The sequence below is a fragment of the Bacillus sp. IS1 genome, from assembly GCF_032461585.1.
In the GTDB taxonomy this organism is placed as follows: domain Bacteria; phylum Bacillota; class Bacilli; order Bacillales; family Bacillaceae; genus Bacillus; species Bacillus velezensis.
This window is the reverse complement of the sequence record NZ_JAWCWR010000005.1, coordinates 109,781-131,531: the sequence shown is the minus strand read 5'-3', so window position 1 is coordinate 131,531 and position 21,751 is coordinate 109,781. Positions and strand designations below refer to the sequence as shown.

Here is a 21,751-nt window from a genome sequence, read left to right as displayed (position 1 = left end):
CGCGCCAAACGCGCGTAAAGGTGAACCGGAACGATCGTTTCCGTTATGTCAATGAAGCTGTCGGCAGATGAAGTCTGCCTTAAAAAGGGTGGTACCGCGGCCACAACTCGTCCCTTCTCTCAAGGGGCGGGTTTTTTTGTTTTCTGAAAAAGGCATAGAACGGTTTGGTTTACATAAAAGGAGGATGCATGATGGAAGAGAAGCTTAAACAGCTCGAACTGGAAGCTGCAGAAAAAGTAGAAGCGGCGGGTTCATTAAAAGAAGTTAACGACATTCGGGTGCAATATCTCGGAAAAAAAGGGCCGATTACAGAAGTTCTCCGCGGCATGGGCAAACTGTCCGCCGAAGAGCGCCCGAAAATGGGAGCGCTCGCCAATGAAGTGAGAGAGCGCATTGCAGCAGCCATTACGGCGAAAAATGAACAGCTTGAACAAGAAGAGATGAATAAAAAACTCAGCAGCCAGACGATTGACGTCACATTGCCGGGCAGTCAGGTAAACATCGGCGGACGCCATCCGCTGACGGTCGTTATTGAAGAAATTGAAGATTTATTTATCGGAATGGGATATACCGTCGAAGAAGGCCCTGAAGTGGAAACGGATTATTACAACTTTGAGGCGCTGAACCTGCCGAAGGAACATCCGGCCCGCGACATGCAGGACAGCTTTTACATTACAGAAGAAATGCTGATGAGAACGCAGACGTCACCGGTGCAGACGCGCACGATGGAAAAGCATAAAGGAAAAGGCCCCGTCAAAATCATTTGTCCCGGTAAAGTGTATCGCCGCGACAACGATGACGCGACACATTCCCATCAGTTCATGCAGATTGAGGGTCTCGTCGTCGACCGCAAAATCAGCATGAGCGACCTGAAAGGCACGCTTGAATTGGTCGCCAAAAAAATGTTCGGCCAAGATCGTGAAATCAGGCTCCGTCCGAGCTTTTTCCCATTCACAGAGCCTTCTGTCGAGGTGGATGTGACCTGCTTTAAGTGCGGCGGACAAGGCTGCTCCGTCTGCAAAAAAACAGGCTGGATTGAAATTCTCGGCGCCGGCATGGTTCACCCGAACGTGCTGAAGATGGCCGGATTCAATCCTGAGGAATACCAGGGTTTTGCTTTCGGAATGGGTGTGGAACGTATCGCGATGCTGAAATACGGCATTGAAGATATCCGCCATTTCTATACCAATGATGTCAGATTCATTTCGCAGTTTAAACAGGCGTAAGAGGAGGATACACATGTTTGTTTCTTATAAATGGTTAGAAGATTACGTTGACTTGCAGGGAATCGACCCGGCCGTGCTTGCAGAAAAAATTACGAGAGCCGGTATTGAAGTTGAGGGTATCGAGTATAAAGGGGAGGGCGTAAAAGGCGTTGTCATCGGACACGTGCTTGAGCGCGAACAGCACCCGAATGCCGACAAACTCAACAAATGCCTTGTTGATATCGGTGCGGAGGAACCCGTGCAGATTATCTGCGGCGCCCCGAATGTTGATAAAGGACAGAAGGTTGCCGTTGCAACGGTCGGAGCCGTACTTCCCGGCAATTTCAAAATTAAAAAAGCCAAGCTGCGCGGCGAAGCGTCTCACGGCATGATCTGTTCCCTTCAGGAGCTCGGCATTGAAAGCAAGCTCGTGGCGAAAGAATATGCGGAAGGCATTTTCGTTTTTCCGAATGATGCTGAAACGGGAGCTGACGCAATGGCGGCCCTTCAGCTTGATGATGCGATTTTAGAATTGGGCTTAACGCCGAACCGCGCCGACGCGATGAACATGCTTGGCGTGGCTTATGAAGTTGCGGCTATCCTCGGCGCAGAGGTAAAACTTCCGGAGGCTTCATATGAAAAAGCGGCAGAAAAAGCGGCGGATGCTGTTTCCGTTAAGGTTGAAGATACGCAGGCCAATCCGCATTATGCCGCAAAAATCATTAAAAACGTCAAAATCGGCCCGTCACCGCTTTGGATGCAGACGAAGCTGATGAATGCAGGCATCCGCCCGCATAATAACGTCGTGGACATTACAAACTTCGTCCTCCTTGAGTACGGACAGCCGCTTCACGCTTTCGATTACGACCGGTTCGGTTCAAAAGAGGTCGTCGTCAGAAAAGCGGCGGAAAATGAAACCATCGTGACGCTGGATGAACAAGAGCGCAAGCTGTTAAGCAGCCATTTGGTCATCACAAACGGAAAAAAAGCGCAAGCCGTTGCGGGAGTCATGGGCGGAGCTGAGTCTGAAGTCCGTGAAGACACCACTGCGATTTTACTGGAAGCCGCTTATTTCGACGGACAGACCGTCCGCAAAGCGTCGAGAGACCTCGGGCTGAGAAGCGAAGCGAGCGCCAGATATGAAAAAGGCATTGATCCGGCACGCGTTCTGCTGGCGGCTGAACGGGCCTGCAGTCTCATTCAGGCATATGCCGGCGGAGAAGTGCTCTCAGGCACGGTTGAAGAAAACCATCTGACAATCGAAGCAAACAATATTCACGTGTCTGTTGAAAAAGTGAACGCCGTGCTCGGCATGACAATCGCTAAAGAAGAAATCATCAGCATTTACAAGCGCCTCGGGTTTGCAGTCGGTGAAGCTGAAGGCGTTCTCGTCGTAACGGTGCCGTCGCGCCGCGGAGATATTAGAATAGAAGAAGACCTGATTGAAGAAGCGGCGAGATTGTACGGGTATGACAATATTCCGTCCACGCTTCCGGAAACGGCCGGCACGACAGGCGGCTTGACACCGTATCAGGCAAAACGCCGGAAAGTGAGACGTTTCCTTGAAGGAGCGGGTCTTTCACAAGCGACCACTTATTCATTAACGAATGATAAAAAAGCGGCCGCTTTTGCGATCGAAAAATCATTCAACACGATGCTTGCTCTGCCGATGAGCGAAGAAAGGAGCATTCTCAGACACAGCCTTGTGCCGAATCTTCTTGAAGCCGTTTCATACAATCTGGCCAGACAGACTGATTCCGTTGCTTTATATGAAACGGGTTCTGTATTTCTGACGAAAGAAGAAAACACAAAACCGGTTGAAAAAGAACGGGTTGCCGGAGCTGTAACCGGATTGTGGCGCAAAAATTTATGGCAGGGTGAGAAAAAGCCGGTTGATTTCTTCGTCGCCAAAGGAATCGTTGAAGGCCTGCTGCATCAATTGAATGTGTCAGACCGGGTTGAATTTGTCCAGTCAGAACGCAAAAACATGCATCCCGGCCGGACGGCAAACATTCTATTGAACGGTTCGCTTGCCGGATTTATCGGCCAGGTGCATCCGGCAATGGAAAAAGAGCTGGATATCAAAGAAACGTATGTGTTCGAGCTTGATCTGCACGCGCTTCTGACCGAGGAAACAGAACCTGTCGTGTATACGCCGATTCCGAAGTACCCGTCCGTCACGCGCGACATTGCGCTTGTGGCAGATAAAACCGTTACAAGCGGACAGCTCGAAGCCGTGATCAAAGAAGCCGGCGGCGCGCTGCTGAAAGAAGTCACCGTATTTGATGTGTACGAAGGTGAGCATATGGAAGAAGGCAAAAAATCCGTCGCCTTCTCGCTCCAATATGTTAACCCTGAACAAACATTGACAGAAGAAGAAGTGACAAAAGTACATGAAAACGTGCTGAAAGCGCTGGAAGAAACGTATCAGGCCGTATTAAGAGGATAAAGAAAAAGCTTGCAGATCACTCTGCAAGCTTTTTTACTATGACCGCTTCCGTTCAACAAGGCGTTTCGCTTTTTGCGTATTGGCAAAATGAAGTTTAGTGAACGTTCTGAGCGCACCTTCTCCCTTATTGATGATCAGCTTGGCGGCAGCTTCATCGACGTGCGGCCCCGCGCCTTTTGGAATCGTCATCCCAGCCTCACGCGAAAGCTTATCCATTTCAATTAAGAAAGAATATCGCGCAATGATAGAGGCTGCGGCGACGGAAAGATGTATGCTTTCCGCTTTCGTGCTGAAAAACGTTTTTTCTTTTACGATATCCCGTCCGGAAAGATGCTTAAAATAAATGCCGGGCTCTGCGAATTGGTCAATCAAAATCGCTTCCGGTTTAACGCCGTTCATTTTTCTCAGCAGATTGGAAATCGCCTGATTATGAAGGAGCGCCTTCATTTTTCCTTGGCTCATGCCTTTTTCCTGCATCTGATTGTATTTTTCGTTTTTTAACACAAGCAGGCTGTAAGGAATGGTTTTAATTAACAGTTTGGCGATTTCAATAATCTGCGGATCTTTTAAATCCTTCGAATCCTTCACACCGAGTTCTCTCATTAAAGAGAGCTTTGTTTTGTCGGCGTAGGCGCAGGCAACCGTTATCGGCCCGAAGTAATCGCCTGTTCCGACTTCATCAGAGCCGATCACTGACATGGAGGCAATGCCCGCCGGGGGAGCGTAGAGCGGGTCGGCCGCTTTTTTGACGGTTTTCTTTGCTTTCAAAGCCTCAGCCGTTCCCCAGCGGGCCGCTTCTGTGCCGGCGTTTTTTCCTTGAAAGAGAACCTTGCCCGAGCGGTAGGCTGTAATGGTACAGCCCGGAGGCTTAGCCTGGAAGACGGCGCCCTGCGGAACGGCGGGAGTAAGGGAGCCGGCATAGGATTGTTTCATTTGTTCCATAGCGGAAGCGGATACTTTTATAACAGAATGGGACACGATATAATCTCCTTTTTTGGCACTTTTCACTGTATATACCAGTGTATCATAACAGCCCGAGGCTCGTCTTTCCATTCAAACGATAATCGTGGTATGATAGGAACTAGGATTCTCGCGGAATGGAGGAGAAACGTTGTCTGACGGCAAAAAAACCAAAACGACAGTAAACATTTACGGCCAGCACTTCACCATTATCGGGGAAGAAAGCAAAGCGCACATGCGTCATGTGGCCGGAGTGGTTGATGATAAAATGAGAGAAATCAACGAGAAAAATCCATATCTTGATATAAATAAGCTCGCTGTATTGACTGCGGTCAATGTTGTGCATGATTATATGAAACTGCAAGAAAAATATGAAATACTGGAGCGGCAGCTTAAAGAAAAGGAATGAACACCATATGATAGATATCATCATCTTAGTTCTGCTCTTAATGGGCACATTGCTTGGATTAAAAAGAGGATTTATCCTCCAATTTATATATTTAACGAGTTTCATCCTCTCAATTGCGTTTGCGGCGCTTTTTTACAAAAGCCTGGCCCCGCATCTGAGCTTTATACCCGCGCCTGATTTTTCCGGCGGGCAGGCGGCTCTGTCTTTTATTAAAGGAAACGTAGAGACGGCTTATTACAACGCGATCGCGTTTGTCATTTTGTTTATCATCGCAAAGATTCTGCTCCGGATTATCGGAGCGGCGCTTAATATCATCGCCAGCATTCCGGTCATTAAACAGATCAACAAACTGCTGGGCGGGGTGCTTGGGTTTCTGGAAGTCTATTTATTTGCGTTTATCCTGTTATACGTCGCATCCGTACTGCCGGTAAGCGCACTTCAGGATATGCTCGCACAATCGACGCTTGCAAATATCATCACACATCATACGCCGTATCTGTCAGGGCTCCTGCAAGAACTGTGGGCCCAGTACGGGGCATAAAAAACTTCTCTTGACCGGAGAAGTTTTTTTCAAGCTCTGCGTCAGTTGTGCCGGAGGAGAAAAATTTGTATGATGAAAAGCAGGAAACGACTGGGGGTTAACAGTATGCATAAAAAAGATATCATCAGGCTGCTTGAAACGATTGCGGTCTATATGGAACTGAAAGGGGACAACCCGTTTAAAATATCAGCCTTCCGAAAAGCGGCAGCGGCGCTTGAGCAGGATGACCGCAGCCTGTCGGAAATCGACGACATGATGTCTTTATCCGGAATCGGAAAAGGCACCTACGGCGTCATTCGTGAATATATGCAGGAAGGTGTGTCCGGCACGCTTCTCCAATTGCAGAAAGAAGTTCCGGAAGGCTTGGTTCCTCTTTTGAAGCTTCCGGGCCTCGGCGGCAAAAAAATTGCCAAGCTGTATCAGGAACTGGGCGTTCATGACGCGGAATCGCTGAAAGAAGCATGCGAGCAGCAAAAAGTACAGGGGCTCGCCGGTTTCGGCAAAAAAACGGAGGAGAAAATCCTCCAGGCTCTCGGAGAAGCCGGAAAACAGCCGGAACGGTTTCCGATCGGTTATGCGCTCGGCATTGCTTCAGTAATTGAAGAACATTTGGCCCGGCTGACGGATATTCAGAAATATTCCCGGGCCGGCAGTCTCAGAAGAGCGCGGGAAACCGTAAAAGATCTGGATTACATTATCGCTACAGATCATCCGGAGGCTGTCAGAGAACAGCTTCTTTCTCTCCCGAACGTAAAAGACGTGATAGCGAGCGGGGATACAAAAGTATCAGTCATCCTGACCTTTGAATATGAGACAAGTGTGGATTTCCGGCTTGTGACAGAGGAACAGTTTGCCACCACACTGCATCATTTTACCGGTTCTAAAGATCACAACATTAAAATGCGCCAGCTGGCAAAAGAGCACGGTGAACGGATCAGTGAATACGGAGTAGAAACTATAGAAACGTTAGACGTCAAAACATTCCCGAGCGAAGAAGCGTTTTACGCCCACTTCGGTCTGCCGTTTATTCCTCCTGAGCTCAGAGAAAGCGGGCAGGAGGTCGACACGTACCGGGAAGAAACGGACCTTGTGGAGCATAAAGCGATAAAAGGCGATCTCCACATGCACTCAGCCTGGAGTGACGGCGCTTTTTCCATCAGAGAAATGGCAGAAGCTTGTATGGCAAAAGGCTATCAGTACATGGCGATTACCGACCATTCCCAATATTTAAAGGTAGCCAACGGGTTAACGGCCGAACGGCTCAAAAAACAGGCGGAAGAAATTGACGCGTTAAATGCTGAATTTGAAAATTTTCATATTTTTAAAGGCGTAGAAATGGACATTCTCCCCGACGGTTCGCTTGATTATGATGACAGTGTTCTGTCTGAAATGGATCTTGTCATCGCATCTATTCATTCAAGCTTCAGCCAGCCGGAGCATGTCATTATGAAACGGCTTGAACAGGCGCTGACGAATAAGCACGTGGACATTATCGCCCACCCGACGGGCCGCCTGATCGGCAGACGGGCCGGCTATGAAGTCGACATCGACATGCTGATTGAACTCGCCGCCAAAACAAATACGGCGCTTGAACTGAATGCAAACCCCGCGCGCCTCGATTTACGGACTGAGCATCTGATCAAAGCAAATGAAAAAGGTGTGACTTTGGTCATTAATACCGATGCCCATAATATCGAGATGCTCGATGATATGAAAACGGGCGTGACCGCTGCGCGCAAAGGGTGGACGGAGACAAAACATGTGTTAAACGCCCGGCCGCTACACGAGGTCAAAGCATTTCTGACGCGCAATGATTAAGTAAGGAGGATCACAAAACCGTGCAGCAAAAAGTGTTATCATCACTTGAATTTCATAAAGTAAAAGAACAGATTACCGCACATGCCGCCTCATCGCTCGGCCGGGAGAAGCTTCTGCAGCTGAAACCTTTGACGGATCTCTCAGACATCCAAAAACAGCTGGATGAAGTCGAAGAAGCATCCGCGGTCATGCGTTTGAGAGGCCATGCTCCGTTCGGCGGCCTGACCGACATAAGATCCGCTTTACGGCGGGCGGAAATCGGCAGTGTGCTGACGCCGGCGGAATTCACCGAATTGTCAGGGCTGCTGTATGCCGTTAAACAAATGAAGCATTTTATCAGCCAAATGACAGAAGACGGCGTCGGCATTCCGCTGATACAGGCCCATGCAGAAGAGCTGATTACATTAGGCGATTTGGAAAGGGAGATTAACTCCTGCATTGATGACCATGGTGAAGTGCTTGATCATGCGTCTCCCGCTTTAAGGGGAATCCGCACGCAGCTCAGGACGCTTGAATCAAGAGTCAGAGACCGGCTTGAATCGATGCTGCGTTCATCTTCCGCTTCTAAAATGCTGTCTGACACCATCGTTACGATTCGGAATGACCGCTTTGTCATCCCGGTCAAACAGGAATACAGATCAAGCTACGGCGGAATTGTCCACGATACATCTTCATCCGGTGCGACACTGTTTATTGAACCGCAGGCGATCGTAGATATGAACAACTCGCTTCAGCAGGCGAAAGTAAAAGAAAAACAGGAAATCGAACGGATTCTTCGAATGCTGACGGAGCATACGGCTGAACACACACAAGAAATCGCTCAAAATGTGGAAGTGCTGCAGACACTGGATTTCATTTTCGCCAAAGCGAGATACGCAAAAGCGATGAAGGCGACAAAACCACTCATGAACGGAGACGGCTTTATCCGGCTGAAAAAAGCGCGCCATCCGCTGCTGCCCCAAGATCAAGTCGTGGCCAACGATATTGAACTGGGCGGAGATTATTCAACGATCGTTATCACGGGGCCGAATACGGGCGGTAAAACCGTTACGTTAAAAACACTCGGGCTGCTGACGATTATGGCGCAGGCAGGATTACACATACCGGCTGATGAGGGATCGGAAGCAGCCGTATTTGACAATGTGTTTGCCGATATCGGCGATGAACAGTCGATCGAACAAAGTCTGAGTACGTTCTCATCCCACATGGTCAATATCGTCAATATTTTAAAAGACGTATCTGAAAACAGTCTTGTGCTGTTTGATGAACTCGGTGCCGGAACAGATCCGCAGGAAGGGGCGGCGCTTGCCATGAGCATCCTTGACGAAGTTCACCGGACAAACGCCAGAGTGCTTGCGACAACCCATTATCCGGAACTGAAAGCATACGGATATAACAGACAAGGCGTCATGAATGCCAGCGTTGAATTTGACATTGAAACGCTTTCGCCTACCTATAAGCTTCTGATCGGAGTGCCGGGCCGAAGCAACGCATTTGAAATCTCAAGACGCCTTGGGCTTCCGGAGCATATCATCGGCCAGGCGAAGTCAGAAATGACCGCCGAACATAACGAAGTCGATCTGATGATCGCATCGCTTGAAAAAAGCAAAAAAAGAGCGGATGAAGAGCTTTCTGAAACCGAATCAATCAGAAAAGAAGCAGAAAAACTGCACAAAGAGCTTCAGCAGCAAATCATTGAGCTGAACGCCCAAAAAGATAAAATGATGGAAGAAGCCGAGCAGAAAGCTGCGGAAAAACTGGAAGCCGCCGCAAATGAAGCCGAACAGATTATCCGCGAACTCCGGTCCATCAAGCAAGAACACAGATCCTTTAAGGAACACGAGCTGATTGACGCCAAAAAACGCCTCGGAGACGCGATGCCGGCTTTTGAAAAATCAAAGCAGCCGGAAAGAAAAACAGAGAAAAAACGCGAGCTGAAGCCGGGCGACGAAGTAAAGGTGCTCACATTCGGACAAAAAGGGGCGCTGCTTGAAAAAACCGGCGAGAAAGAATGGAACGTTCAAATCGGCATCCTCAAAATGAAGGTGAAGGAAAAAGATCTTGAGTTTCTCAAATCGGCTCCTGAACCGAAAAAAGAAAAAGCAATCACCGCCGTAAAAGGGAAGGATTATCACGTATCCCTTGAACTTGACCTCAGGGGAGAGCGTTACGAAAACGCCCTCAGCCGCGTCGAAAAATATTTAGATGACGCGGTGCTTGCCGGCTATCCGAGAGTGTCCATCATTCACGGAAAAGGCACGGGCGCCCTCCGAAAAGGGGTGCAGGATCTTCTGAAAAACCACCGCAGCGTGAAAAGCTCGCGGTTCGGGGAAGCGGGAGAAGGAGGATCAGGCGTAACGATTGTCGAACTAAAATAAAAAGGGAGTAAACGTCATGAATGCTTTTTGGGAAAATGAGCTTGTTGAAATCGCGGCTTATTACAGTGTAGCCGTCTTGTGTCTCGTCATTTTTCTGACCGTGTTTGAATTGGTGACATCCTATAAAAACTGGGTGGAAATCCAAAAAGGCAATCTTGCGGTGGCAATGGCGACCGGAGGGAAAATTCTCGGTATCGCAAATGTCTTTCAGCACAGCATCGCCCAGCATAATTCGCTTTTGCAAATGATCGGCTGGGGCGTATACGGATTTATTATGCTTTTAATCAGCTATTTTATCTTTGAATTTCTGACGCCCCGGTTTAAAATTGATAAAGAAATTGAAAAAGATAACAGAGCTGTCGGCTTTATTTCATTTGTCATCTCAGTCGGCCTGTCATTTGTGGTGGCCGCCGGGATTTAAGGGGACGGGGAAAAATGGAGAAGCTTGCGAAAGTGCTGCTGTCGGCAGCGGGAATTTTTCTGTTCATCGGACTTATTTATCTGGTCATGACATCTTAATACTGAAAAAAGGCTGCCGAACTAAAATCGGCGGCCTTTTTTATTGAGAATACCAGTTTATGCAGGCCGTATCGGAGCAAATGACGGCTTCCCAACTCATGGCGCGGATGACAGATGGCATGTCTTGTTCTTCCATGAGAAAGAGTGTCGTAAAAGAATCATATATGCTCATAAAAGCGGCGCGCCGTTTTTCGTCGGCAATGATCATGTCAGCCCGCAGCAGTCCGCATACATCCGAAGCCGCCGTTTGATTGAGTGAAAATATGCCTTTCTCTTCGACCGGCTCATAATAAGTGCAGCGCTTTATGCCTTTTGAACGGAACACATCCAAAAGTCCCGGAATTAAAAATGGTGAAGTGACATCATCGCTCGGCAAGTATAGATCGGGATGAAGCCGATTAAACAGCCTGGCGGATTCAGGAAGTGCATATTCCTCCCGCAGTGCCGTGACAGCGGTCATAAGCGCAAGCGCTGTCTCTTTTTCAGAGCGCAATCCGCAAACGGTCATGACGGTTTGCCAGGAAACGGGGCTGCCCATCGCGATGATCTCCTCATCACTCGGATACATATGTTCATAAGGCCGTTTGCGCTTTTGCTCTTCCCACCCATCCGGCATCCGGACAAAGGGATGAAGCAAAAAGGCGGCCGACGTAAACGGCTTCGGCAGCTGGCGCAGGATAGGAACTCCCTCTTCAAAATGCAGCGTTTCCAGCAAACTCAACACCTCCTGAGACTCGAAATTTCACATGAAACGCTTTCCAATTCCAATCACCCTTCTGCTATAATAATAGCGTATAGGAAAACAGAAGGGAGAGGTATTATGCAGTCTGAAAAGCCATGGCTTTCTCAATATCCCGAAGAGATTCCGCATGAGCTTGAATTTACCGATCAAACCCTGCCATCCAATCTGACAAACTCCGCAGCTCAATTCCCGAACCACACCGCCATTTATTTTCTCGGAAAAAAACTCACATTCCAAGACGTTCTCACAGATTCGTTAAAGCTGGCCGCTTTTTTACGTAAAACAGGCCTGAAAAAAGGTGACAGAGCCGCCATTATGCTGCCCAATTGCCCGCAGTCGGTCATCGCTTTTTACGGCGTATTGTTTGCCGGCGGCATTGTCGTTCAAACCAATCCTCTCTACACGGAACACGAGCTTGAGTATCAGCTGAAAGACAGTGCGCCGCGCGTGATCATCACCCTCGATATGCTGTTTCCGAAGGTGATAAAAATGAAAACGTTATCACTCGTCGAACGCATTATTACAACAAGTATAAAAGACTTTTTGCCGTTTCCGAAAAATATGCTGTATACGCTCATGCAAAAACAACAGGTGCATATTGATTATGACGGCTGCGAACAAATTCACAAATTAGCGGATATTTTAAAAAACGAAAGAGCGGAGGAAGCGGAGCGATTTGATATTGACCCTGCGCATGACATCGCCGTGCTTCAATACACGGGCGGAACAACCGGCTATCCGAAAGGCGTCATGCTCACACACCGGAACATTCAGGCCAATACAGAAATGTGCGCCGCCTGGATGTACAAAATGAAAAAGGGAGCCGAAAAGGTGCTCGGCATCGTGCCTTTTTTTCATGTGTACGGATTGACCGCCGTGCTCAATTTTTCCATTATGCAGGGATGTGAAATGATCCTTCTTCCTAAATTTAATCCTTTGGATACCCTGAAAACAATCGACAGGCTGAAGCCGACGGTTTTTCCCGGGGCACCGACGATTTACATCGGGCTGTTGCATCACCCGGAGCTGAATAAGTATGATTTGTCCTCCATTGAAAGCTGTCCGAGCGGTTCAGCGGCGCTTCCGGTTGAGGTCAAACAGAAATTTGAAAAAGTGACCGGAGGAAAGCTTGTGGAAGGCTACGGATTATCCGAAGCATCACCGGTTACCCATTCAAACTTCATTTGGGGAAAAAATAAACCAGGCAGCATCGGCTGTCCCTGGCCCAATACCGACGCCGGAATCTATTCAGAAGAAAAAGGCGGGCTTGCGGGGCCGTATGAACACGGCGAGCTGATCGTAAAAGGTCCTCAGGTCATGAAAGGATACTGGAATAAGCAGGAGGAGACGGCGCGTGTCATCAGAGACGGCTGGCTGTTTACCGGTGATATGGGGTATATGGATGAGGAAGGATTTTTCTACATCGCCGACAGGAAAAAAGACATCATCATTGCCGGCGGATACAACATTTACCCCCGGGAGGTGGAAGAGGCGCTTTATGAGCATGAAGCCGTTCAGGAAATCGTCGTAGCGGGCGTCCCTGATTCCTACAGGGGGGAAACGGTGAAAGCATTTATCGTTTTGAAAAAAGGCGCCGAGGCAGATGCCGATGAGCTTGATGCGTTTGCAAGAGAGCGGCTTGCGCCGTACAAAGTCCCGAAGCTTTACGAATTCAGAAAAGAGCTTCCGAAAACGGCCGTCGGAAAAATATTAAGAAGGCGTTTAGTCGAAGAGGAAGATGCTTCCCGTGAAAACAAGGTGCCTTAAAAGAAAAACTTGACAAAATCCGGATTCCTTTTTATCATGAAGTTATGAATGAATAGTCATTCATTTATCGAAGGAAGGAACGATGACATTGAACCAAAAACGGCCAAAGTATATGCAGATTATTGATGCAGCAGTAGAAGTCATAGCGGAAAACGGCTATCACCAATCACAGGTGTCCAAAATCGCCAAGCAGGCCGGCGTTGCGGACGGCACCATCTATTTATATTTCAAAAACAAAGAGGATATACTCATTTCTCTTTTTAAAGAAAAGATGGGCCAGTTCATTGAACGCATGGAAGAAGAAGTGAAAGAAAAAACGACGGCAAAAGAAAAACTCGCCCTCGTTATTAAGCAGCATTTCACACTGCTCGGCAATGACCGCCACCTCGCGATTGTGACCCAGCTTGAGCTCAGACAGTCGAATATCAAGCTGCGCCTGAAAATCAATGATATTTTAAAAGGTTATTTAAACATGCTGGACACCATTTTGACCGAAGGAATCAAGTCGGGGGAATGGAAAGACAATCTCGACGTCCGCCTCGCCCGGCAGATGATATTCGGGACGATAGATGAAACAGTGACAACATGGGTGATGAACGATCAGAAATATGATCTTCCGGATTTGTCAGACAAGGTATTGGAGCTGTTGGTGTCAGGGATTCATCAAAACTAAAGGGGGTTGACGGATGAACAGCCTTTCGATGGCGGTAGAACAATCTGTTGCGGTGATCACCATTAATCATCAGCCGGCCAACGCGCTGTCCGGTGCGGTTTTAGATGAGTTGTCCGGTCTGTTCGACCGGTGTGAAACGGATGACAGCGTCAGAAGTATCATTATTCGCGGTGAGGGAAAATTTTTCTCGGCGGGCGCCGATATAAAGGAATTTACGTCGCTTGAAAATCTTGAGCAATCTTCTGCCATGGCGGATAAAGGCCAGCAGCTGATGGAAAGAATTGAAGGGTTTCCGAAGCCCGTTATCGCAGCGATTCACGGCGCTGCGCTCGGAGGCGGTCTTGAGCTAGCCATGGCCTGCCATATCAGAATCGCTACATTGGATGCAAAGCTCGGCCTGCCCGAGCTGAATCTCGGCATTATTCCGGGCTTTGCCGGGACGCAGCGGCTTCCCCGGTACGTCGGTACGGCGAAAGCGCTTGAAATGATCGGCACTTCAGAACCTGTGACCGGAGAAGAAGCACTCAGCCTCGGCCTTGTCACGATAGGCGCCGAACATGAGGAAGAGCTGCTGAAAAAGGCGAAAACGCTCGCGGGCAAGTTTGCGGAAAAAAGCCCGCAGTCAATGGCTTATCTGCTTGAGCTCCTTTATTCAAACAAGATCTATTCTTATGACGGCGGCTTAAAGCTTGAAGCAAAGCGCTTTGGGGAAGCATTTGCATCAGATGACGCAAAAGAAGGCATTCAGGCATTTCTCGAAAAAAGAAAGCCTCAATTCGGTGGGCGAAGATAAAGGGGATAAGATTATGAATCTATTTGTACTGATGAAACGGACGTTTGACACAGAAGAGAAAATCGTCATTGAAGCAGGAAAGATTCAGGAGGACGGAGCCGAATTTATCATTAATCCGTATGATGAATACGCCATTGAAGAAGCCATTCAGCTGAAAGAAGAGCACGGCGGAACCGTTACCGCTGTAACCGTCGGCGGAGAAGATGCGGAGAAAGAACTGAGAACCGCCCTTGCGATGGGCTGTGACCAGGCGGTGTTAATCAATATTGAAGATGATCTGAGCGATCCTGACCAATACTCCATTTCAACTATCTTATATCATTATTTCAAGGATCGGGAATATGATCTGATTCTCGGAGGAAATGTCGCGATTGACGGCGGTTCCGGCCAAGTGGCTCCAAGGCTTGCCGAACTGCTGAACATTCCTTGCGTCACAACGATTACAAAACTGACAATCAGCGGCGATGAAGCTGTGGCAGAGAAAGACAACGAAGGGGATACCGAAATCATTAAAACCTCACTTCCTTTAGTCATCACGGCACAGCAAGGCTTAAACGAGCCGCGCTATCCGTCGCTTCCGGGCATTATGAAGGCGAAGAAAAAACCGCTGGAAGAACTTGAGCTCGATGATCTCGATATTGATGAAGATGATGCCGCACCGAAGCTCAAAACGATCGAACGTTTTCTGCCGCCGCAAAAAGAAGCGGGCAGACTGATCGAAGGAGAAGCCGCTGAGCAGGCGAAAGAGCTTGTGTCACTGCTGAGAAAAGAAGCCAAAGTCGTATAAACCGATATTAAAGAAACTGGGGGATGTCAGAATGGGAAAAAAAGTGATCGTACTCGGAGAAATTCGTGACGGCGCCTTACGGAACGTCACCTTTGAAGCCATAGCCGCAGGCAAAACCATTTCCGGCGGAGGAGATGTCATCGGCGTGCTGATGGGAAAAGGCGCGGCTGATGCAGCATCAGAACTCATTCAGTACGGCGCCGACAAAGTATTTACGGCCGATGCGCCGGGGCTTTCTCAGTATACGGCGGACGGATATGCCGCGGTTCTCGGGGATTTGATCGAAAATGAAAAGCCTGATGCGGTCATTTTCGGCCACACTTCTATGGGAAAAGATTTGTCACCTAAGCTTGCGGCCCGGTTTGAAACGGGGCTGATTTCAGACAGCACGGATGTAAGCGTTACCGGAGACAACATCGTTTTTACAAGACCGATTTATTCCGGAAAAGCCTTTGAACAGGTGATTTCAACCGATCCTTTCATTTTGGCGACAATTCGGCCGAATAATATTCAGGCATTAGAAAAAGACGCGAACCGGACGGGTGATATTGAAGAGCTTGCGGCGCCTCCGGCAGATTTGCGGACAGTCATTGAAGAAGTAGTCAAAAAAACGGCGGACGGCGTGGATTTATCAGAAGCGAAAATTATCGTAGCAGGCGGCCGCGGTGTAAAAAGCAAAGATGGGTTTGAACCGTTAAAAGAACTTGCCGAGGTGCTCGGAGCAGCGGTGGGCGCTTCACGCGGCGCGTGTGACGCGGACTATTGCGATTATTCTCTTCAAATCGGCCAGACGGGAAAAGTCGTCACGCCGGATTTGTATATCGCCTGCGGCATTTCCGGAGCGATTCAGCACTTGGCGGGCATGTCAAACAGTAAGGTCATTGTTGCCATTAACAAAGACCCAGAAGCGGAAATATTTAAAATAGCGGACTACGGAATTGTCGGCGATTTGTTCGAAGTGGTTCCGCTTCTGACCCAGGAATTTAAAAATGCCAATATTCATTCATAATCAAAACCCTCTGGCTTAATTTGTCAGAGGGTTTTGATTTGTGTTAATTGGTTCGTACAAATTATATATTAATAAAACAATAGATTGACATGTACGAACCAATGTAATAAGCTTTTGTAAAGCGCTTACAAACTTATCCATTCAGCATACATTCCAGATACATAGATCGGCTGTAGTGCTTTCATTCTTATTAAGGGAAAGGAGTGATCAAGTTTGTCTCACAATACGGCAGTCATTCAAACCGACATCACACGGGGAACCATTAATAAAAACATATACGGACATTTCGCGGAACACCTGGGAAGAGGCATATATGAGGGCATCTGGGTCGGAAAAGATTCCGATATTCCGAATACCGGCGGGGTCAGGACGGATGTTGCCACCGCCCTCAAACAGCTTCAGATTCCCGTCCTCAGATGGCCGGGCGGCTGTTTTGCTGATGAATACCATTGGGCAAACGGCGTAGGGAAACGCAAAACCATGCTGAATACCCATTGGGGCGGGACGATTGATTCCAATGAATTCGGCACGCACGAGTTTATGATGCTTTGTGAACTGCTCGGCTGCGAACCGTACATCGCCGGAAACGTCGGCAGCGGAACGGTTAAAGAAATGGCTGATTGGATTGAATACATGACGTTTGAAGCGGGCACGCCGATGTCCGACTGGAGGAAAGAAAGCGGGCGGGAAAAACCGTGGAAGCTGAAATATTTCGGAATAGGAAATGAGAACTGGGGCTGCGGCGGAAACATGCATCCTGACTATTATGCCGACCTTTACAGAAACTTTCAAACCTATGTCCGTAATTACAGCGGCAATGAAATCTATAAAATTGCCGGCGGCGCGAATGTCGACGATTACCGCTGGACTGAAACTTTAATGAAAAAAGCCGCTGATCTCATGGACGGGCTGAGCCTTCATTATTACACAATACCGGGCGACTTCTGGAAGGGGAAAGGATCAGCGACGGAGTTTACGGAAGATGAATGGTTCATCACGATGAAAAAAGCGGCGCATATGGATGAATTGATCACAAGGCACAGTGCCATCATGGATCAGTACGATCCCGAAAAAAGAGTCGGGCTGATCATTGATGAATGGGGCACGTGGCTTGATCCTGAGCCAGGCACGAATCCGGGTTTTCTGTATCAGCAGAATACGATCCGCGACGCCCTTGTCGCCGCCACGCATTTTCATATTTTTCATCAGCACGCAGACCGCGTACAGATGGCCAATATCGCGCAAACCGTCAACGTACTTCAGGCAATGATCCTGACAAAAGGGAAAGAAATGCTGTTGACGCCGACGTATCATGTGTTTGATATGTTTAAGGTGCATCAGGACGCTTCTCTTTTAGCCTCAGAAACAAAAGCAGCCGGGTACGAAAGGAATGACGGCCGGCTCCCGCAAGTCAGCATTTCAGCGTCCAAACAGCAAAACGGAGACATACATATCAGCATTTGCAATATCGATCATCTGCACAAAGCTGATGTGAAGATTGAACTGCGGGGCATGAAAAAGACAGGGAAGCCTTCGGGAACGATTCTGCACGCGGAAAAAATGAATGCCCATAATACATTCAGCAGTCCGGAAAACGTCAAACCGAAGCCGTTTTCCGGGTTTACTCAAAAGGGCGGAAAACTTGAGGCGGAGCTTCCTCCGATGGCGATTGTATTAATCACGCTGCCTGCGGGTCCATCTTAAGTTTTGAACGCCCGCCGCCCGGTTATAATACACTGTATAAAAAAGATTATTTCCGGCGGATTCGGGAGAAAATAATATAAGCATTAAATTAGCATGAACGAATGGGAGATGCTATACTAAAAATCATCATTTGACAATTGGAGGAATAACAAAATGGCTATCGTAAAAGCAACTGATCAATCGTTCTCAGCTGAAACAAGTGAAGGTGTCGTATTGGCTGATTTCTGGGCTCCTTGGTGCGGACCTTGTAAAATGATCGCGCCCGTTCTTGAAGAGCTTGATCAAGAAATGGGAGACAAACTGAAAATCGTCAAAATCGACGTAGATGAAAACCAAGAAACTGCCGGTAAATACGGCGTCATGAGCATCCCGACACTTCTCGTATTGAAAGACGGAGAAGTCGTTGAAACATCTGTCGGTTTCAAACCGAAAGAAGCTCTTGAAGAGCTTGTAAACAAACATCTGTAAGCCGAAAGCTTCCGTTACGGCAGGGCGATTCCTTTGAAAGGGAATCGCCTTTTTTGATCTTCCAAAAGCTGAGAATGGAGAAAAACAAATGTTCGTGATACACTGAATGGACACGAGAAATGAATGTAAGGAAGGGTAACGTATGAATAAACAACTGAAAGAAAAGCTGGCCCTCCTTCCCGATCAGCCGGGCTGTTATTTAATGAAAGACCGTCAAAAAACAGTCATCTACGTGGGGAAAGCGAAAGTCTTGAAAAACAGGGTGCGATCTTATTTCACCGGTTCTCACGACGCAAAAACCCAACGGCTTGTGACGGAGATTGAGGACTTTGAATATATCGTGACTTCCTCCAATCTTGAAGCGCTTATTTTGGAAATGAATCTGATTAAAAAATACGATCCGAAATACAATGTCATGCTGAAAGATGATAAAACCTATCCCTTTATTAAAATCACCCATGAACGCCATCCGCGGCTGATTGTCACCCGGAATGTCAAAAAAGACAAAGGACGCTATTTCGGCCCGTATCCGAATGTGCAGGCGGCGCGGGAAACGAAAAAACTGCTGGACCGCCTTTACCCGCTCAGGAAATGCTCAAAGCTTCCGGACCGCGTCTGTCTTTATTATCATCTCGGACAATGCCTCGCCCCATGTGTAAAGGATATATCTGAGGAGACAAACCGCGAGATTGTTGAAGACATCACCCGTTTTTTAAAGGGAGGGCATAACGAAATCAAAAAAGAGCTCGAAGCGAAAATGGCAGAGGCGGCGGAAAAGCTTGAATTTGAACGGGCTAAAGAATTCCGCGACCAGCTTGTTCACATCGAATCGACGATGGAGAAGCAAAAAATGACCATGAATGACCTTCTGGACCGCGATGTGTTTGCATATGCCTACGATAAAGGCTGGATGTGCGTCCAAGTCTTTTTCATTCGCCAAGGAAAACTGATCGAACGCGACGTCAGCATGTTTCCGATGTATCAGGAAGCGGATGAAGAATTCCTGACCTTCATCGGCCAGTTCTATTCCAAAAACAATCACTTTCTGCCTAAGGAAATTCTGGTGCCTGACAGCGTTGACAGGGACATGATCAGCGAGCTGTTGGAAACCGCCGTGCATCAGCCGAAAAAAGGCCCGAAAAAAGAGCTGCTTTTGCTTGCGCACAAAAATGCGAAAATCGCCCTGCGGGAAAAATTCTCGTTAATCGAGCGGGATGAGGAACGGTCAATCGGTGCAGCCGAACGGCTCGGCGAAGCGCTGAATATTTACACGCCGCACCGGATTGAAGCGTTTGACAACTCTAATATTCAAGGCACAAACCCCGTATCGGCCATGATTGTCTTTATTGACGGAAAACCGAATAAAAAGGAATACCGCAAATATAAAATTAAAACCGTAACAGGGCCGGATGATTACGGCTCAATGAGGGAAGTCGTCAGAAGAAGATACACGAGGGTGCTCCGCGAAAACCTTCCGCTGCCGGATTTAATCATCATTGACGGCGGAAAAGGGCAGATTAACGCGGCGCGCGATGTGCTCGAGAATGAGCTCGGCCTTGATGTCCCGGTAGCGGGATTGGCGAAAGATGATAAACACCGAACATCGAACCTTTTAATCGGCGACCCGCTTGAACCGGTGTTTCTGGAGCGGAACAGCCAAGAGTTTTACCTGCTTCAGCGCATTCAGGACGAAGTTCACCGTTTTGCGATCAGCTTTCACAGACAGATCCGGGGAAAAAGCGTCTTTCAATCGGTTCTGGATGATATCCCCGGAATCGGCGAAAAACGCAAAAAAATGCTCTTAAAACATTTCGGATCTGTCAAAAAGATGAAGGAAGCAAGCCTTGACGATATCAAAAAAGCCGGTGTGCCGGCCGCGGCGGCCCAGCTGCTGTTTGAACAATTAAAAAAATAGTATTGTGCTTTTCTGAAAAATCTGCTAGAATGTGAACTAATTTCATAAGATCGTGTTATATGGTGAAGATAGAGGTGCGAACTTCAATAGTAAGCCTTTGGAGAATGATGGATTCTGCGAAAAAGGCTGAAAGGGGAGCGTCGCCGAAGTGTATCACATCCCATCGGTGTGATTCGCTGGCCTTGCATTAAATAAATGTAAGGCTGTCAAGAATTCATTTTCTTGGAGGGCTATCTCGTTGTTCATAATCAATCGTAATGATATGAAAAAGCAATGAGAGCTATTCCTCTCATTGCTTTTTTTATTGTGGACAAAACGCTCTTTTCTCCTCACCCGCACGAACCAAAATGTAAAGGGTGGTCTAGTATGGGTCTTATCGTACAAAAATTCGGAGGCACTTCCGTCGGCTCTGCCGAAAAAATTCAAAATGCTGCAAATCGCGCCATTGCTGAAAAGCAAAAAGGCCATGATGTCGTAGTCGTCGTTTCGGCAATGGGAAAATCAACCGACGCGCTCGTTAACCTCGCGGCTGAAATCACATCTGAACCAAGCAGACGCGAGATGGATATGCTTTTGTCAACGGGAGAGCAGGTCACGATTTCGCTTTTGGCCATGGCGCTTCAGGAAAAAGGATATGACGCCGTCTCTTATACGGGCTGGCAGGCGGGTGTCCGCACGGAAGCCGTTCACGGCAATGCGAGAATTACGGATATTGATATCACGGCGATTCGTTCGCAGCTTGCAGAAGGCAAAATCACAGTCGTTGCCGGTTTTCAGGGCGTAACGGAAGACGGCGGCATCACGACGCTCGGACGGGGCGGTTCCGATACGACGGCGGTCGCTCTTGCCGCAGCGCTGGAAGCGGATAAATGCGACATTTATACAGATGTTCCGGGCGTATTTACGACAGATCCGCGGTATGTCCGGTCAGCGAGAAAACTGGCGGGAATTTCTTATGATGAAATGCTGGAGCTTGCAAATCTAGGAGCGGGTGTTCTTCACCCGCGGGCGGTTGAGTTCGCGAAAAACTACCAAGTGCCTTTGGAAGTGCGGTCAAGCACGGAACATGAAGCTGGAACATTAATTGAGGAGGAATCATCAATGGAGCAGAATTTAATCGTCAGAGGAATTGCATTTGAAGACCAGATCACAAGGGTGTCCGTTACAGGCCTTGCAAGCGGACTGACAACACTTTCAACAATCTTCACCGCGCTGGCAAAACGAAACATCAACGTTGACATTATTATTCAGACTCAGTCGGACGATGGGGAAGCGGATATTTCTTTCTCAGTGAAAACGGAAGATGCCGCGCAAACGGTCGCCGTGCTTGAAGAATATAAAAACGCGCTTGACTATGAAAAAATTGAAACCGAAAGAAAACTGGCGAAAGTCTCTATTGTCGGGTCGGGCATGGTTTCAAATCCCGGCGTCGCCGCGGACATGTTTGCCGTACTGGCGGAAAAAAATGTACAAGTCAAAATGGTGAGCACATCTGAAATAAAAGTATCAGCGGTTGTCAGTGAAAATGATATGGTGAAAGCGGTCGAAGCGCTTCATGATGCGTTTGAGCTTTCTAAACAGCCGTCTGCCGTATAAACAGGCAGGCAAAAAGGC

Annotated in this window: 18 protein-coding genes and 1 riboswitch; of the genes, 16 read left to right on the top strand and 2 right to left on the bottom strand. The window is 48.1% G+C overall.

Annotation, left to right across the window (positions count from 1 at the left end; translation table 11 throughout):
- Positions 1-191 precede the first annotated feature (191 nt).
- Both pheS and pheT read left to right on the top strand, forming a co-directional pair.
- A complete protein-coding gene (pheS, locus tag RUW00_RS17520; RefSeq protein ID WP_003152530.1) occupies positions 192-1,226 on the top strand; it encodes a phenylalanine--tRNA ligase subunit alpha in 1,035 nt (344 codons plus the stop codon).
- A gap of 13 nt (positions 1,227-1,239) precedes the next feature.
- A complete protein-coding gene (pheT, locus tag RUW00_RS17515) occupies positions 1,240-3,654 on the top strand; it encodes a phenylalanine--tRNA ligase subunit beta (protein WP_280145364.1) in 2,415 nt (804 codons plus the stop codon).
- A 36-nt stretch (positions 3,655-3,690) separates the two neighbouring features.
- On the opposite strand, the gene rnhC is transcribed toward pheT, so the two are convergent.
- Positions 3,691-4,632, bottom strand: a complete 942-nt coding sequence (gene rnhC, locus RUW00_RS17510) for a ribonuclease HIII (RefSeq protein WP_280145363.1) — start codon at positions 4,630-4,632, stop codon at positions 3,691-3,693.
- Between the two features lie 133 nt (positions 4,633-4,765).
- On the opposite strand from rnhC, the gene zapA reads away from it, so the two are divergent.
- From zapA to RUW00_RS17485, 5 genes are all read left to right on the top strand, one after another.
- Positions 4,766-5,023 (top strand): cell division protein ZapA, encoded by a 258-nt coding sequence (zapA, locus tag RUW00_RS17505; RefSeq protein WP_007408114.1) that lies wholly within the window; start codon positions 4,766-4,768, stop codon positions 5,021-5,023.
- Positions 5,024-5,030: 7 nt separating this feature from the next.
- Positions 5,031-5,564, top strand: coding sequence for a CvpA family protein (locus RUW00_RS17500; RefSeq protein ID WP_021494414.1), 534 nt, complete (start codon positions 5,031-5,033; stop codon positions 5,562-5,564).
- A 105-nt stretch (positions 5,565-5,669) separates the two neighbouring features.
- Positions 5,670-7,382 (top strand): DNA polymerase/3'-5' exonuclease PolX, encoded by a 1,713-nt coding sequence (gene polX / locus RUW00_RS17495; RefSeq protein WP_280145362.1) that lies wholly within the window; start codon positions 5,670-5,672, stop codon positions 7,380-7,382.
- 20 nt (positions 7,383-7,402) lie between these two features.
- Positions 7,403-9,760 (top strand): endonuclease MutS2, encoded by a 2,358-nt coding sequence (locus tag RUW00_RS17490; protein ID WP_015240335.1) that lies wholly within the window; start codon positions 7,403-7,405, stop codon positions 9,758-9,760.
- Between the two features lie 16 nt (positions 9,761-9,776).
- On the top strand, positions 9,777-10,181 hold the full coding sequence (locus RUW00_RS17485; protein ID WP_003152541.1) for a DUF350 domain-containing protein: 405 nt from the start codon (positions 9,777-9,779) through the stop codon (positions 10,179-10,181).
- Positions 10,182-10,319: 138 nt separating this feature from the next.
- Here the strand turns inward: RUW00_RS17485 and RUW00_RS17480 are convergent, their stop codons facing one another.
- Positions 10,320-10,994, bottom strand: a complete 675-nt coding sequence (locus tag RUW00_RS17480) for a DUF2711 family protein (RefSeq protein WP_315956714.1) — start codon at positions 10,992-10,994, stop codon at positions 10,320-10,322.
- Between the two features lie 105 nt (positions 10,995-11,099).
- Between RUW00_RS17480 and RUW00_RS17475 the strand changes: the two genes are divergently transcribed.
- The 9 genes from RUW00_RS17475 (at position 11,100) to RUW00_RS17435 (ending at position 21,733) form a co-directional block, all read left to right on the top strand.
- A complete protein-coding gene (locus tag RUW00_RS17475) occupies positions 11,100-12,788 on the top strand; it encodes an AMP-binding protein (protein ID WP_280145360.1) in 1,689 nt (562 codons plus the stop codon).
- Positions 12,789-12,876: 88 nt separating this feature from the next.
- A complete protein-coding gene (locus tag RUW00_RS17470) occupies positions 12,877-13,461 on the top strand; it encodes a fatty acid metabolism transcriptional regulator FadR (protein ID WP_007408119.1) in 585 nt (194 codons plus the stop codon).
- Between the two features lie 13 nt (positions 13,462-13,474).
- Positions 13,475-14,254: an enoyl-CoA hydratase gene (locus RUW00_RS17465; RefSeq protein WP_015417952.1), complete on the top strand. Its 780-nt coding sequence runs from the start codon at positions 13,475-13,477 to the stop codon at positions 14,252-14,254.
- Positions 14,255-14,267: 13 nt separating this feature from the next.
- On the top strand, positions 14,268-15,041 hold the full coding sequence (locus tag RUW00_RS17460) for an electron transfer flavoprotein subunit beta/FixA family protein (RefSeq protein ID WP_007408121.1): 774 nt from the start codon (positions 14,268-14,270) through the stop codon (positions 15,039-15,041).
- Between the two features lie 31 nt (positions 15,042-15,072).
- Positions 15,073-16,050: an electron transfer flavoprotein subunit alpha/FixB family protein gene (locus tag RUW00_RS17455; RefSeq protein WP_021494410.1), complete on the top strand. Its 978-nt coding sequence runs from the start codon at positions 15,073-15,075 to the stop codon at positions 16,048-16,050.
- A 213-nt stretch (positions 16,051-16,263) separates the two neighbouring features.
- Complete coding sequence (locus RUW00_RS17450) at positions 16,264-17,754, top strand: alpha-N-arabinofuranosidase (RefSeq protein ID WP_280145359.1); 1,491 nt, start codon at positions 16,264-16,266, stop codon at positions 17,752-17,754.
- Between the two features lie 153 nt (positions 17,755-17,907).
- Positions 17,908-18,222 (top strand): thioredoxin, encoded by a 315-nt coding sequence (trxA, locus tag RUW00_RS17445; RefSeq protein ID WP_003152560.1) that lies wholly within the window; start codon positions 17,908-17,910, stop codon positions 18,220-18,222.
- A 142-nt stretch (positions 18,223-18,364) separates the two neighbouring features.
- Positions 18,365-20,137, top strand: coding sequence for an excinuclease ABC subunit UvrC (gene uvrC, locus RUW00_RS17440; protein ID WP_280145358.1), 1,773 nt, complete (start codon positions 18,365-18,367; stop codon positions 20,135-20,137).
- 61 nt (positions 20,138-20,198) lie between these two features.
- A riboswitch (Lysine riboswitch) is annotated at positions 20,199-20,378 on the top strand.
- Between the two features lie 125 nt (positions 20,379-20,503).
- Positions 20,504-21,733, top strand: a complete 1,230-nt coding sequence (locus tag RUW00_RS17435; RefSeq protein WP_032873773.1) for an aspartate kinase — start codon at positions 20,504-20,506, stop codon at positions 21,731-21,733.
- Positions 21,734-21,751 lie beyond the last annotated feature (18 nt).

Coding starts and splice junctions, on each gene's coding strand:
- pheT (WP_280145364.1), top strand. CDS start 1,240: ATGTTTGTTTCTTATAAATGGTTAGAAGATTACGTTGACTTGCAGGGA.
- pheS (WP_003152530.1), top strand. CDS start 192: ATGGAAGAGAAGCTTAAACAGCTCGAACTGGAAGCTGCAGAAAAAGTA.
- uvrC (WP_280145358.1), top strand. CDS start 18,365: ATGAATAAACAACTGAAAGAAAAGCTGGCCCTCCTTCCCGATCAGCCG.
- polX (WP_280145362.1), top strand. CDS start 5,670: ATGCATAAAAAAGATATCATCAGGCTGCTTGAAACGATTGCGGTCTAT.
- RUW00_RS17460 (WP_007408121.1), top strand. CDS start 14,268: ATGAATCTATTTGTACTGATGAAACGGACGTTTGACACAGAAGAGAAA.
- RUW00_RS17475 (WP_280145360.1), top strand. CDS start 11,100: ATGCAGTCTGAAAAGCCATGGCTTTCTCAATATCCCGAAGAGATTCCG.
- RUW00_RS17500 (WP_021494414.1), top strand. CDS start 5,031: ATGATAGATATCATCATCTTAGTTCTGCTCTTAATGGGCACATTGCTT.
- RUW00_RS17465 (WP_015417952.1), top strand. CDS start 13,475: ATGAACAGCCTTTCGATGGCGGTAGAACAATCTGTTGCGGTGATCACC.
- RUW00_RS17485 (WP_003152541.1), top strand. CDS start 9,777: ATGAATGCTTTTTGGGAAAATGAGCTTGTTGAAATCGCGGCTTATTAC.
- RUW00_RS17455 (WP_021494410.1), top strand. CDS start 15,073: ATGGGAAAAAAAGTGATCGTACTCGGAGAAATTCGTGACGGCGCCTTA.
- RUW00_RS17435 (WP_032873773.1), top strand. CDS start 20,504: ATGGGTCTTATCGTACAAAAATTCGGAGGCACTTCCGTCGGCTCTGCC.
- trxA (WP_003152560.1), top strand. CDS start 17,908: ATGGCTATCGTAAAAGCAACTGATCAATCGTTCTCAGCTGAAACAAGT.